Origin of the sequence: Halovenus anhuiensis (assembly GCF_037080055.1) — an archaeon.
Classification (GTDB): domain Archaea; phylum Halobacteriota; class Halobacteria; order Halobacteriales; family Haloarculaceae; genus Halovenus.
On sequence record NZ_JBAOJI010000003.1, the window covers coordinates 275332 to 288419 of the forward strand.

At 62.8% G+C, this 13088-nt stretch carries 9 protein-coding genes; 3 read left to right on the plus strand and 6 right to left on the minus strand.

The window, feature by feature from the left end; all coding sequences use genetic code 11:
- The 4 genes from V8P86_RS10260 to V8P86_RS10275 are packed head-to-tail and all read right to left on the minus strand — an operon-like array spanning position 1 to position 6261.
- A complete protein-coding gene (locus V8P86_RS10260) occupies positions 1–1605 on the minus strand; it encodes a DUF7519 family protein (protein ID WP_336327167.1) in 1605 nt (534 codons plus the stop codon).
- A complete protein-coding gene (locus V8P86_RS10265) occupies positions 1602–2975 on the minus strand; it encodes a DUF58 domain-containing protein (protein WP_336327168.1) in 1374 nt (457 codons plus the stop codon). The genes V8P86_RS10260 and V8P86_RS10265 overlap by 4 nt, the downstream gene beginning before the upstream one ends.
- Positions 2972–3565, minus strand: a complete 594-nt coding sequence (locus tag V8P86_RS10270) for a DUF7269 family protein (RefSeq protein WP_336327169.1) — start codon at positions 3563–3565, stop codon at positions 2972–2974. The genes V8P86_RS10265 and V8P86_RS10270 overlap by 4 nt, the downstream gene beginning before the upstream one ends.
- Positions 3562–6261 (minus strand): transglutaminase TgpA family protein, encoded by a 2700-nt coding sequence (locus V8P86_RS10275; RefSeq protein ID WP_336327170.1) that lies wholly within the window; start codon positions 6259–6261, stop codon positions 3562–3564. Before V8P86_RS10275 ends, V8P86_RS10270 begins: the two co-directional genes overlap by 4 nt.
- Before the next feature lie 93 nt (positions 6262–6354).
- Between V8P86_RS10275 and V8P86_RS10280 the strand changes: the two genes are divergently transcribed.
- Positions 6355–7002, plus strand: coding sequence for a DUF309 domain-containing protein (locus tag V8P86_RS10280; protein ID WP_336327171.1), 648 nt, complete (start codon positions 6355–6357; stop codon positions 7000–7002).
- 17 nt (positions 7003–7019) lie between these two features.
- On the opposite strand, the gene V8P86_RS10285 is transcribed toward V8P86_RS10280, so the two are convergent.
- Positions 7020–8972 carry a methyl-accepting chemotaxis protein gene (locus tag V8P86_RS10285; RefSeq protein WP_336327172.1) on the minus strand — a complete coding sequence of 651 codons (1953 nt, stop codon included), beginning with the start codon at positions 8970–8972 and terminating at the stop codon, positions 7020–7022.
- Positions 8973–9240: 268 nt separating this feature from the next.
- On the opposite strand from V8P86_RS10285, the gene rqcH reads away from it, so the two are divergent.
- Positions 9241–11373: a ribosome rescue protein RqcH gene (gene rqcH, locus V8P86_RS10290; RefSeq protein ID WP_336327173.1), complete on the plus strand. Its 2133-nt coding sequence runs from the start codon at positions 9241–9243 to the stop codon at positions 11371–11373.
- A 60-nt stretch (positions 11374–11433) separates the two neighbouring features.
- Positions 11434–12492 (plus strand): NAD(P)-dependent glycerol-1-phosphate dehydrogenase, encoded by a 1059-nt coding sequence (locus V8P86_RS10295; RefSeq protein ID WP_336327174.1) that lies wholly within the window; start codon positions 11434–11436, stop codon positions 12490–12492.
- Here V8P86_RS10295 and V8P86_RS10300 read toward each other — a convergent pair whose 3' ends face one another.
- On the minus strand, positions 12493–12975 hold the full coding sequence (locus V8P86_RS10300; protein ID WP_336327175.1) for a hypothetical protein: 483 nt from the start codon (positions 12973–12975) through the stop codon (positions 12493–12495).
- Positions 12976–13088: the final 113 nt, after the last annotated feature.

Here is a 13088-nt window from a genome sequence, read left to right on the forward strand (position 1 = left end):
TCACCCGAGCACGGAGTCACGCAGTGCGAGTGAGAGGGCGACGATGCCGCCGCCGAGACAGACCAGCGCGAGCGTCGCGGTCGGTGAGGTATCGACAGATTCCGGAGTCACCGACAGCAGGCCAAACGCGACGAGACCGGCACACGCACCGACGACGAGCGTTGCACTTGCATGCACTATTTCGACACTTCGAGTCCCTCCGTTGCCGATTTCGCGACCGAGTTCCGTACCGAAGGTTCCGATGTCCCAGACCACCAGACTGGCGACGATTGCGCCAAGGACGACCCACGCTGGGGCACCCTGCACGACGGCACCGACGGCGGCGAGAAAGAGCCCGCCGCTGGCGATCGAAAAGCCGGCTCCTTCGTCGGTGAGATAGCCGAAATAGACCGCGAGCCACGAACTCAGTCCGATCCAGCCCGCCAGTGCGACCAGCACACCCGCGAGTAACACGACGACGGCCATCTCGCCGTAGACAGTGACGATCGGTAGCACCCGGTTCTGCACTTCGAGTGCCAGCGAGGACGGCAGTCGACTCGTCGTCTCGGTGAGCATCCGATCGAACACCTGATCGGCTACCACGGCCGCGATCACCGTCAGTAGACTGCCAGCGACGAGGGGCCCGAGCCACTGACTGGCTCCCGGTTCGGACCACTCCGACCACTGCCGGAGGAGTGAATCGAGCGTGATCCATCCCAGTGTGACGACGACGACGAGAATCAACAGGAGTCTGATCGCTCCGGCGGTCGTAATCGATTGGATTGCCCCGTAGAGCCCGGCTCCGAGGGCTGATTCGATCTGTCCTGCGGGCAGGGTAAACTCGAGGACGAGCGCCGGAACCATCCCCAGTCCCGTTGCACTCACGCCAATCTGCAGCGCCCTGTTGAGGCGTTCGACCGTCCGATAACCGGATCGATTCCCGTCACTGACCAGCAGATCGGCAACGGGGACCTGCCGGACGAAAAGCAGCACCGATACGCCAGCAACCGTGAGGACGAACAGAAACGAGCCGAGGTGCAGTTGTGTCGGTGCCGGCGAGAAAATGACCTGAATCGATTGGGTGAGCACCTGCCCGAACAGACTCTCCGAAGCACCGGGCCGACCACTGAGTGCGACACGGACGAACAGGAATAATCCGACGACGATAGGCGCGCTCGCCGTCGTAAAGGCGATTTTCGTGTACGCCCGAAGCGAGGACTCCTCGAATACGTTCCGCCGCCCGAGCACGAATCCGAACAGGGTGATGGTACACCCGATGACGATACTGAGCCCGCCGAGAATCCGGAGGATAGCGACCGATATCAGCGGCGACCGCGGAACCGGGAACTGTGCTGCAACGAGGATGAGCACCGTTCCGAAAATCCCGCCGATGAAGCCGATTCCCACTGGTATCGTCAGCAGACCGAGGACGAAGCCACGGCCGGGACTGGTCCCGCCGTCGATGGTGAACTCGAAACAGGCGGCCAGACAGAGAATCCCGACGACTCCCATCGCAACCGGGACGTATAGCTGGGTTACCTCCCAAAAGAGAAGCGCGGCCGTGACGATTCCGACCGCAGTGGCGATGAACGAACTCGTTCGAGGTGGTGCCGTTGTTGCTGTCATAGCTGGGATAATGTCTCTCTGAGCGCGTACTCGACAGGGTAGGTGGCTGGCCAGTCAGTCACGGTGGTCTCGGTTCGTTCGAGGGCCTGGATCCTGCGTCGGCGGTGGATGTTGCTGATCCGGTGCCCTGTCGTTGCTGTCCCCGTCACGTCCGGGCTGAGGACGTGACACGGGTTCCCGTGGGCGGACAGCGCCGAAGCACAGTCGTGGGCCCACTCGTCCATGAGAGGAGAGCAGATGACGATCTGTGCTTCGCTGGGGACTCGCGCGCTAATCTGTTCGATCACCGCAGTGTCTGAACGGCTGACCCCCGAAGCGGGCCCGCCGTCGGCCCGTGCACTCGGTATTTGTGGCGGTTCCGGATCGGGTGCGCCGGGATCTGAATCGAGTTCGACCGATCCCGAGTCGACTGTCTCGGCTGCAGTCCGTGTCGCAGTTCGAAAGAGGGCTGTTGCCGCGCCGTCTGGAGCATCTGACCCGATCCACGGCAGGCCCGAGTCCCCAAGTGGCCCGGATTCCCCGTCGAGTCCGACGGCGGTCAGTGTCGTGACGACACCAGCACTGTCGAGAGCTTCGTAGATCCGCTCCGCAGCGTAGACAGCCAGTGCACCACCCGTCGGCTCGCCCTGGCTGTGTTTGACGCGAGCCGAGGGGCGACAGTCCATGACGATCACCGTCCGCGCCGCCCGTTCACGGCGGTACTGGATGGTGACGAACTCGCCGGTTTTGGCGACCTGATGCCAGTTGATCCGGCTCATCGGATCGCCGTGGTGGTACTGTCGCGTCGAGTAAAATTCGAGACCACTGCCACCGGTATCGGTCGCCACACTGCCGGCGTGTTGCAGCGTCGCGTCCGGCAGCGGGGACTTCTCGACCGGAGCCCCACACCGCAGGGTCCGGTCGCCGTCGACCGCAAGCGCACGCTCCTGTACGTCCGTCCCGGCAATCGAGCGGAGTCGACAGACCGGATCGTCGAACTCGAATCGGCCGCGTTCCAGAACGACGGTATACTCGACCTGCATCCGCTCACCCGGCCCGAGCGGCCTGCTCGCCCGTGCGGATCCGTCGACGACTGGACAGGCGTCCGGAACACCGTCGGCGATCCGGAGATCCGGCAGCACCTGTTCACCCGTATTTTCGACCTCGAGGACGACCTGTACCTCCGATCCGGGTCCGGCACCGCTCACCGCGAACTGCCGGCTTGCCGAGAGTTCGAACTCCTCTGGGACCGAAGACACGGAGCCGTACAGCACAAAGACGAGACCGACGACTGCGCCGGCGACGAGCACCAGATTCGCGAGCAGGACGCCGAAACCGAGGCCGACGAGAGCGGCCGCCAGCCCGACATCCCAGCGATCCGTCCCGCTCATTGACCCTGCACCCGCTCGATCACGGCGACGGTTCGTTCGATCCGGCGGCGGCGCTCGCGGCGGGGAAACACGAACAGCCGCACCTGTGCCGCGAAGGGGGGTGAAGGGCCGTCTGTCCCGGCCAGAAACGCCGCCACGAGGCTGTCCGAACACCAGTCTCCCTTCTCGATTGCCGGCCACGCCTGCCGTTCTGCACAGCCGACCGCATCTGCGTAGACTGACACGGCCGTTTGTCGGAGGGACTCGCGAACGGTCGCGAACGACTCACCGCCGTCGTCGATTGCGGTCTGGATCTGTCGATCCAGTTGATCCCCGGCGAGACCCAACTGCTCGGGTTCTGGCTCCGGAGCGAACCTGTCTGCTCCCAGTTCAGACTCGCTCGCGTCGGGTGACCGCAATCCGACGAGGAGATACGCGATCAACCCGCCGCCGGTCACGAGCAACACCTGCGTCGTTCCGGCCGCCTCGACGAACTGGAGTGTCTGTGTCACCGGGCCCACCGTGCCGATCCCCGGCGCGAGGAGCAACCCGATTCCGAACAGGATCGCAGCGATGCCGACGCCGCCGAACACCGGTCGGTGCCAGTTCATCGCTCGCCCTCCTGCTCGATCTGTTCGATGGCCCGCTGAACCCGTTCGAGTCGGTCTGACGCGTTTCGCGACCCGTATTCGACTTCCCTGAACGTATCCCGCAACTCCACGACTGGCTGTTCCGGGAGTCCGTCCTCCTCGATTGCGTGTCTCGCTAGCTCACCCGGCGTCTGGGTCGTCGCCGAGTTCGCACTGATCGAATCGAGAAACCGATTCCAGGCCTCCCGAACTGTCAGTTCTGCGCCCGACCGGGAGTGCTCGGCAGAGCCCCGTGACCGAACGACAGCGGCAATTGCTCCGGTTGTCGCAGCAATCCGCCCGCTCGTGCGACGCCAGAGTTCACTGACGCTCGTCGAACCGGTGAAGACGCCGGCGACCATTACCAGTGCGGTCCAGATCCGCCTGAGCGCACCCGCGACGTAGCGGTTGCCATCGGTAACGAGCGCGACGAATCCCCGACGGAGGCCTGTGACTATCGCCGTCACACCGCCTCGTAACTGTGTACCGACCGCCAGCCAGTCGATTCCGCGACGCCGTAGTGCGTATCCGACCACGCTGACGACGGTAACCAGCCCGACACCGACGCCGAGGGGAAGATACAGCAGTCCGGTGAGGTTTGTCGTCTCCGTCTGCCCGCTTGCCTCGATGGCGATTGTCGTTGCGTGAGTGAACGGCAGCGAAACCTGCGCCGTCCCGTTCGGCCCGGTTACGGCGACTTCCTCGCCGCCGACCAACACGGGCACCCCGGCGGCGGGAACTCCGTCCAATTTCGCAGTGATCGTCGCGGAACCGAACGAATTCGGGCCCAAGACCCCAGTTTCGACTGACATTGTCAACTCCGGTACGGTGATCGTCCGCTGGCCCGAGACCAGTTCGCGCTCTACTTCGACACTGACGTCTCCCGACCTGTCCGGGAGTTCGATCACGAGTTGTCCGCTCTCGTTGGTCCGTCCGACCGTCTCGCCGTCGACGGTAACCACTGCATCGTCGATCACGACATCGTCGATTCGCGCCGTGAGAAGTACCTCGCCGCCGGGGACAGGCTCTCCGTCGATGACAACCGAGGCGGTCCGATCGATCGGATGGGTATCCTGTGGCTGGTCAGTCCCAATCTGTGCCGGTGTTGGCGATGCACTGAGTTTCGTCTGCTGACCAGCCGCGAATGTCGCGGCAGACGGGGCGGCTCCTCCGGGAACCCGGATGCTCTGCGTGCTCGCTGATTCGGTCGTCAAATTGCCGTCGTCGAATTCCCCCTCCTCGGAGCCGAACAGTACGTCTGCCAGCGGATCGGGTGTGGTCCCGTCGCCTTTTCTGATCTCGACGGTGAGCTCCTCGGCATCGGGAACCTCTCCGACGACGCGGCCGAGCGGGTCGGTGATTCCAACCGACTCACCGTTGAATAACACCTCGACGCCACGGACTGGGGTGTCGTCGTACGTGACAGTCAGTTCGACTGCCGTTCCAGGGACTGCTGTTCGGTTGAGCGAGGTCTGGAGGCCTTGCTGCAGTTGCTCACCAGAGTTACCGCCCCCTTCGCCTGGCGTGAACTGTTCGCCGGGACTGCCGGCCTCTCCGATATCGAAGTCTCCTTCGAGATCGTCGAGTGCCTCCTGCTGAGTTTCGAGTCGTTCGTTACCGGGTGTCGGATCGAACCGAACCCAGCCGACCCCCTCGAAGTAGACCTCGACCCACGCGTGGGCGTTCATCCCGCGCACTTCGTAGGTATCCGGTCCGACACGCTGACCCGAAGAATAGCCGACGACGTACCGCGTCGGAATGTCCTGTGAGCGCAACATGACCGCCATCGAGGTGGCGAAGTACTCACAGTAGCCGGCATCCATCTCGAAGATGAACGTATCGGCAATCGAGTTGTCCCGTTCGCCGACATCGAGACTGTACTCCTTCGACGAGCGCAGATACTCCTGAACTGCGGCCGCCTTCTCGTAAGGATCGTCGGCGTTGGCGTCATCGAAGACCGCCGCGGTCTTTGACTCGATCCGGTCGGGGGTCCCGTCCGGTAACTGAGTGTACCGCTGTTCGATCTCAGAGGGGTAGGATTCGTCGGTCGACCGTAGCCGGTCGACATCGGCCTGTGGGGCGAAACTCACGCCCTCGATGGTCGTTCCGGCGTCGAGTGTCGATCCGGGCTGGATCGCCCCGTTATCGGTCACCTGCGGGTCGTCGATCCCGTCGATCAGTGCCGGTCGGTAAGCCGTCGGGACTGCCGAGGCGCGCTGCTTCAGCGTCACCTCGTAATCGATTCGTTCTCCATCGGGTCCGGGGTGATCGATCGATCCCTCGACAGGGTCGGTGTCGGTCGAGCGTTCCCATCCCGACCCGGTGTAGGTGCCGTAGGCGGCCGTCCGCCAGTAGGTCCGCTGGGAACTCTCGACGGTAAAGTGGACCTCCGTGCTCGTCGAGCCGAACGTTTCGCTGTTGAGCCCGATGTCGCCGCCGACACCCGTTCCTGCGCCGGGATTGAGCGCCCCGAGGCTCCCTCCAGCGCCGGAACCAGCCCCCGGATTCGGGTCCGCGCTCTCGCCCGGCAACACTCGTTCGAGCGGACTGCCTGCAAGGCCGTCAACCGCGAAGGCGGGCATCAACAACGTGACCACTATCGTTGCGAGCAGACAGCCGGCAACCAGTCCAACACGAGTCCAGTCGCGTCCGGAGGGATCAGCTGAATCTCCATCCATATGGCGGCAAGTTAGCCCTGGATTCGGTGCCGAGGAAGTTAGATGTATCGTTCGGTACAGTGACCTTTTGAGTCTCGATGTCAGAACAGAAGTATGGAGACACACCTGCGGGCCGGGATTGCCATTTTCAACGCAGGGGCATATCATACGGCCCACGACGCCTGGGAGGAGTACTGGCTCGATCTCGATGCCGACAGCGACGACGAGCGATTTCTCCACGGCCTGATCCAGTACACCGCCGCAGTCTACCACGCCCGAAACGGCAACTGGGGCGGTGCGATCGGCCTCGCTGAGAGTGCCGGGGAGTATCTCGCCGACCTCTCCGACACGTATCGCGGCGTCGATGTCGAGTCGATCCGGCGGTATCTGGCCCGGATCGCCGAGGATCCGGAACTGATCGAACGGCGGCCGCCGCTGGTGCTCACTCACCGTGGCGACGGAATCGACCCAGCAGATCTGGATTTCGAGGCGACAGCCGTGGCGGCGACGGCGATTGCGGAAGACCGCGGTGAGGAAGACCTGCTCGCCAGAGCAGTCGAGTACGCCCGCGAGGATATCGACGGGACGGCCGAACCGCTGCGCGGCGAGACAGACAGCAGGATCCTCCCGCTGGTGTTCGATTACGTGCGCGACCCCGACCACCGCGGGATCATCGCCCAGCGACTGCAACAGCACTGCGACCGCAGACAGGCCAAAGCCGACGATGTCGTCGGACTGTTCGATCCGGCCGAAGACGGTTGATCGCCTGCGACCGTCTGCTACTCTTCGTCGCCCGACAGTGTGTCGACACGAGACGATAGCTTGCTGACGACCTGCTGTTGGGTCTCTGTCTCGCTGGCAATGTCCTCGACCGCACCGGCAACGTCGACGGCCCGGTCGCGGATCCCGTCTATCTCGCTGGCCACCTGGTTCATCGTCTCGGTCTGCTCGTCGTTGGCCGCCGAGACCTGATTGATCCCGGTCGCGACCGTTTCGACCTGCGTCGATAGCTCTTCGAGCGCGTCGATGATCTGTTCGATGCTGTCGCCGACGGTCTCCATCTGGTCGTTGGTCGACTCCGCCGCGGTAGCCGTCTCTCTGGTCTGTGACTGAATATCCTCGACGTGTCCCGCGATTTCGTCGGTGTGCTCCTGGGTCTCTTGTGCGAGCGTTTTCACCTCTTCGGCGACGACGGCAAACCCGTCGCCGGCCTCGTCGGCCCGTGCTGCTTCGATGTTCGCGTTGAGCGCGAGCATCCCCGTCTGATCTGCCACCTCGTCGATGACCTCGACGACTGTCTCGATGTCACCGGCGTAGGTTTCCAGTTCTTCGACTGTCTCGACGAGGGCCTCGCTGGTCTCCTGTACGTCACTGGCGACGACACGCGCGTCTTCGCCGGCGGCCTGTCCACTCTCGACGGCCTCCAGTGCGGTTTTGGCCGCGTCCGCAACTTGGGCGGAGGTATCCGCGACATCGTCGACTGCCGCCGACACGTCGTTCATCTCCTCGGCGGCGGTGTCCAGCGATGCAGCCTGTTGCTGTGCCCGTTCGTCGATGGTGTCGGCCAACTCTGCGGTCGTCTCGATGGAGTCGGCCAACTGGGTGGCTGTCTCGTCGACCTGTCTGGTGATCGTCTCGAAGTTCGCGGCCATCTCGTTGATTTCTGCGGTCAGCGCCAGCAGATCCTGCTCGACGGCGTCGTGTTCGTCCTGGAACTCCGCCCGCGCGGAGAGGTCGCCCCGGCCGATCCGATCCAGCGTATCTGTGACCTCGGTGATCAGGTTCGTCATCGACTGTTCGCGGAGTACCTCCTCGCTGCGATCCCAGACCAGTTCGAGAACGGCGTCCAATTTCCCGCCTTCGCCGAACAGCGGTATCGCCAGAAACTCGATGTGGGTCTCCTCGCCGCTGGTGTCTTTCGTCACGCTCCGATCCCGGTAGACGATCCGGTCGGTGTGTTCGTACTCCCTGTCTGCGCGTTCGATGTCCCAGTGTTCGTCCCCATCGCGTGGATTTTCGACAACCTTGTCCGCCAGGCTGTAGTGTCGTCTGTCGTCTGTGTACGTCGCCGCGGCGATCGTCTCGCGGTTATCTTTGCCGATGAACTCCCGATGTCCGGCATCGAGGTTCAACAGGCTCCGAAGCCCGTCGTTGTACGCCAGAATTACGTCGTCTGAATCGACGAGAAAGGCAGGAAACGGCAACGCTTCGAGTAACTTGTCGGATACGACCCCGCCCGATGCGGGCGCGTCGGTGAACTCCGTAGCCCCGGTTTGCATGTCGGTCAGCACGTCGTTGAGACCTGCACGCAACTGCTGTTCGGCTTGCTTGGCATCTGGCCCGGATAGTCCCTCGAAGGCGGCATCGACGAGCGCATCCATCGTTTGCTCGTAACTCCCTAGAAACGCCGACACGGAAACGCAGCTGTCTCGCTGTTCGCTGGCAGCCGTGGCAATCCGATCGTTGCGGTCACCCTCGCCGGAACCGACCGTCGAGAGAAGTTCCACCTGCCTCTCGACGGCAGCCTCTGGTACGTCTGTGCCATACCGTTCTCTCACCCGTTGTGCATCGATTTCTTCGACCGCTGTTTCGAGGAGAGAGGGCGGTTCCTCCAACCGTTGTCCCCCGTCGGTCCGCCCGCGTGAGTTTGTCTCACCGCTGTTCGCTCGCCCATCGAGCAGTCGATTCAGCGCCCCCATCATCGACACCCCCCTGTGGCCGTTGGCACCCATCCTTGAAGTGTGCCGTATCGATCCGAATTGTACACGCAATCAATTACGGACTAGTTGTATAACTAAGCCGAGGTTAACAATGATAACCTGTGTCAATATATGTAAAGCACGAGTGGAGGGATCTTCGCAGGACGGCTACAGGATAGGGTGGAGTCGGTCGCCCATCGTAACGGAGAAGTTACACTTTCGGGTGAGCGCGGTTGTGCGACTGTGCGGACGAGCATCTCCCAACGACACTCCTTTGCCCGCCATGGTCCAAACCGGTGGTATGGAACAAAAGCGGGAGCTCACCAGCGTCGATTTGGCCGCCCTGACCGGGGAACTATCGGCCTACGAGGGGGCCAAACTCGACAAGGCCTATCTCTACGAGAACGGGCTGATCAGGCTCAAGATGCGACATTTCGACCTCGGGCGCACGGAACTGTTGATCGATACCGGCGAGACGAAACATCTCCGGGTGGCTCCGCCAGAACACGTTCCGCCGGCCCCGGAGCGACCGCCCAACTTCGCGATGATGCTCCGCAACCGCATCGAAGGAGCGGAACTCGCCAGCGTTGAACAGTTCGAGTTCGACCGCATCGTCTCGATCACCTTCGACCGGCCCGATGGCTCAACGACGCTCGTCGCCGAGTTGTTCGGCGACGGTAACCTCGCCGTCCTCGACGAGAACGGCGAAGTTGTCGACTGTCTGAACACCGTTCGGCTCAAATCCCGGACGGTCGTCCCCGGCGCAAAATACGAGTTCCCCGACGCCCGCTTCAACCCGCTTCGCGTGGATTACGACACCTTCGAGGCTCGACTCACCCAATCCGATACCGACATCGTGCGGACGCTCGCCACCCAACTGAATCTCGGCGGCATCTGGGGCGAGGAACTCTGTACCCGCGCTGGCGTCGAGAAGACACTGGACATCGACGACGCCGAGACTCGTCACTACGAGGCTATCTACGAGGAAATCAACCAACTTCGTGAGCGCATCGACAGCAGCGATTTCGACCCACGCGTCTACCGCGAGCGGACCGACGAGGAGGACACGAAGGGCCGGCGGATGGACGTGACGGCGGTGCCGATGGAGGAGTACGCCGACCTCGAACCCGAAATTTTCGAGCAGTTCACCGACGCCCTAGACGATTATTTCACGCACTTCGACGAGGAAGACGACGAAGAGGCGGCGGCGACGCAGGACCGAAACCGTCCCGATTTCGAGGCCGAAATCGAGAAACAACAGCGCATCATCGAACAGCAGCAGGGCGCAATCGAGAACTTCGAGCGGCAGGCCGACACCGAACGAGAGAAGGCTGAACTGCTCTACGCGAACTACGACTTAGCCGACCAGATTCTGACGACCGTTCGGAACGCCCGCGACGAGGGCACCCCGTGGGACGAAATCGAGGCCCGCTTCGAGCAGGGCAAAGAGCAAGGAATCGAGGCGGCAGAGGCGGTCAGATCCGTCGACGGCAGCGAGGGAACGGTAACGGTCAGCATCGACGACCACGACGTGACCCTCCGGGTCAGCGATGGCGTCGAAAAGAACGCCGACCGCCTGTACACCGAAGCCAAGCGCATCGAGGAGAAAAAACAGGGCGCACAGGAGGCCATCGAGAACACACGCGAAGAACTCGAAGCGATCGAGCAACGGCGCGAACAGTGGGAAGCCGAGGATCACGAGACGGACGACGAGGACGAGGAAGACGACGAAGAGGAGGACGTCGACTGGCTGAATCGCTCGTCGGTCCCCGTCCGCAAGTCCGAAAACTGGTACGAGGACTTCCGGTGGTTCCACACCAGCGACGACTTCCTGGTCATCGGCGGCCGAAACGCGGACGAAAACGAGGAAATCGTCAAAAAGTACCTCTCTCGCGGCGATCTGTTCTTCCACACACAGGCCCACGGTGGCCCCGCGACGGTGCTGAAAGCGACCGGGCCGAGCGAGGCCTACGACGACTCGATCGAGATTCCCGACCGCTCGAAGGAGCAGGCCGCCCAATTCGCCGTCTCCTACTCTTCGATCTGGAAAGACAGCCGATTCTCGGCCGACGCCTACATGGTCGATCACGATCAAGTCTCGAAAACGCCAGAGAGCGGAGAGTTTCTGGAGAAAGGTGGCTTCGCGATCCGCGGAGACCGGACCTACTTCGAGGACACACCCGTCGGCGTCGCCGTCGGGATCACCTGCGAACCGGAGACGCGAGTCATCGGCGGGCCGCCCGAACCGATTCGCGAGCGGGCCGAGACTGTCATCGAGGTCGAACCCGGCAAGTACGCCCAGAACGACATCGCCAAACGGCTCTACCGAGAGTTTCGCGAGCGCTTCGCAGACGATTCGTTCGTGCGGAAAGTCGCCAGCCCCGACCTCATTCAGGAGTTCTTGCCGCCGGGCGGCAGCGTGATGCGGGAGTAGTCCAGCTGAGACAACGAATAGATCCCTATCTTCTTACTGTCGGGCGGAATAGGGAGGGGTATGTTCGAGAAGACGACCTGGATTCGACTCCCGCGGAGCGTGGTGGTTGGCCACGGCGTCCTCGGCCAGACTGCGGATGTGGTCGCGGACAGTCATCTGCCCGGCCAGCCGCTGATTGTCACCAGTCCCACGCCCCGGGAAGTCGCGGGCGATCAGGTCATCGACGCGCTGTCGAGCGTTGGTCCCGAACCCGAAGTCATCGTCGTCGAAGAGGCGAGTTTTGACGCCATCGAGGAGGTACTCGCTCGCGCCGAGACGGTCGACCCCGGCTATCTGGTCGGTCTCGGCGGCGGGAAAGCCATCGATATCGCCAAGATGGCTGCCGCCGACCGGGATCTCGGTTTCGTCTCGATTCCGACGGCGGCGAGTCACGACGGTATCGTCTCCGGTCGCGGGTCGGTGCCCGACGGCGACACCCGCCACAGCGTCGCCGCCGAACCGCCAATCGCTGTCATCGCCGACACGGAGATTATCGCACAGGCTCCCTGGCGGCTGACGACCGCCGGCTGTGCCGATATCATCTCGAATTACACCGCAGTCCGGGACTGGCAACTCGCACACCGACTGAAAAACGTGGAGTACTCCGAGTATTCGGGAGCGCTGTCGCAGATGACCGCCGAAATCCTCGTCGAGAACTCCGATTCGATCAGGCAGGGGCTCGAAGAATCTGCGTGGATCGTTGTCAAGGCGCTGGTCTCCTCCGGCGTCGCGATGAGTATCGCCGGTTCGTCGCGGCCGGCCAGCGGTGCGGAGCATCTGTTCAGTCACCAACTCGACCGCCTCGCGCCCGGAACGGCCCTGCACGGCCATCAGGTCGGTATCGGTTCGATCATCACCGCCTACCTGCAGGCCGGCGACCGCGAAGAGTGGCAGGACGTACGGGACGCCTTAGAGAGCATCGGCGCGCCGACGACCGCTGCAGAAATCGGTATCGACGACAAGACGATCATCGAGGCGCTGACCACCGCACACCAGATTCGTGACCGCTATACGATTCTGGGCGACGGAATCAGCGAAGAGGCCGCCCGGGAAGCCGCGAGCGTGACCGGCGTTATCTAACTACGCGTAGACCGGATGGTCGTCGGCGTCGAACTCCCGCCAGACTGCCTCCGACGAAAGGGATCCATCGGTGTACTGCCCCTCGAACAGCACCGCGAGCGTGTACACCGTCTCCCGCTCTCCGTCGTTCCCATCGTGCAGACCGAGGATCGTTACGGCCTCGATGCCCCGAATTTCACAGGAGATGTCTGCCATTTCTGTCACTGTCGTTCGCGCCGCGCGCTCCAGTTCGTCGTCGATGCTCGCTCTCGTCGACGGGAGCACCTGCTTGCCATCTGCATCGACATACAGGACCTCTGCGTCGTCGTTTCGGACCTTCGCGTAGATGTCGACTTCCTCGCAGTCGGATCTATCGCGTTGTTGTTCGTACTCCACTGTCGGGACGGTTACTGTACGCTGGTTGACCGAAAACGAGCCGTACGACTCTTCCAGCGCCGTTAGCTGTGACTCCACGGCACCGCTTGTCTGCTCCACCACTCCCATGACTCCGGTCTTGCACTGCACGCACCTAAACCCAGCCGGACGTTATCACTCAGTAAAACACCTCTTATAAATGAGGAAACGTGAATGACCGGCAACAACGCATAGTACGTTTT

Coding starts and splice junctions, on each gene's coding strand:
- V8P86_RS10300 (WP_336327175.1), bottom strand. CDS start 12,975: ATGGGAGTGGTGGAGCAGACAAGCGGTGCCGTGGAGTCACAGCTAACG.
- V8P86_RS10285 (WP_336327172.1), bottom strand. CDS start 8,972: ATGGGTGCCAACGGCCACAGGGGGGTGTCGATGATGGGGGCGCTGAAT.
- rqcH (WP_336327173.1), top strand. CDS start 9,241: ATGGAACAAAAGCGGGAGCTCACCAGCGTCGATTTGGCCGCCCTGACC.
- V8P86_RS10275 (WP_336327170.1), bottom strand. CDS start 6,261: ATGGATGGAGATTCAGCTGATCCCTCCGGACGCGACTGGACTCGTGTT.
- V8P86_RS10280 (WP_336327171.1), top strand. CDS start 6,355: ATGGAGACACACCTGCGGGCCGGGATTGCCATTTTCAACGCAGGGGCA.
- V8P86_RS10260 (WP_336327167.1), bottom strand. CDS start 1,605: ATGACAGCAACAACGGCACCACCTCGAACGAGTTCGTTCATCGCCACT.
- V8P86_RS10265 (WP_336327168.1), bottom strand. CDS start 2,975: ATGAGCGGGACGGATCGCTGGGATGTCGGGCTGGCGGCCGCTCTCGTC.
- V8P86_RS10295 (WP_336327174.1), top strand. CDS start 11,434: ATGTTCGAGAAGACGACCTGGATTCGACTCCCGCGGAGCGTGGTGGTT.
- V8P86_RS10270 (WP_336327169.1), bottom strand. CDS start 3,565: ATGAACTGGCACCGACCGGTGTTCGGCGGCGTCGGCATCGCTGCGATC.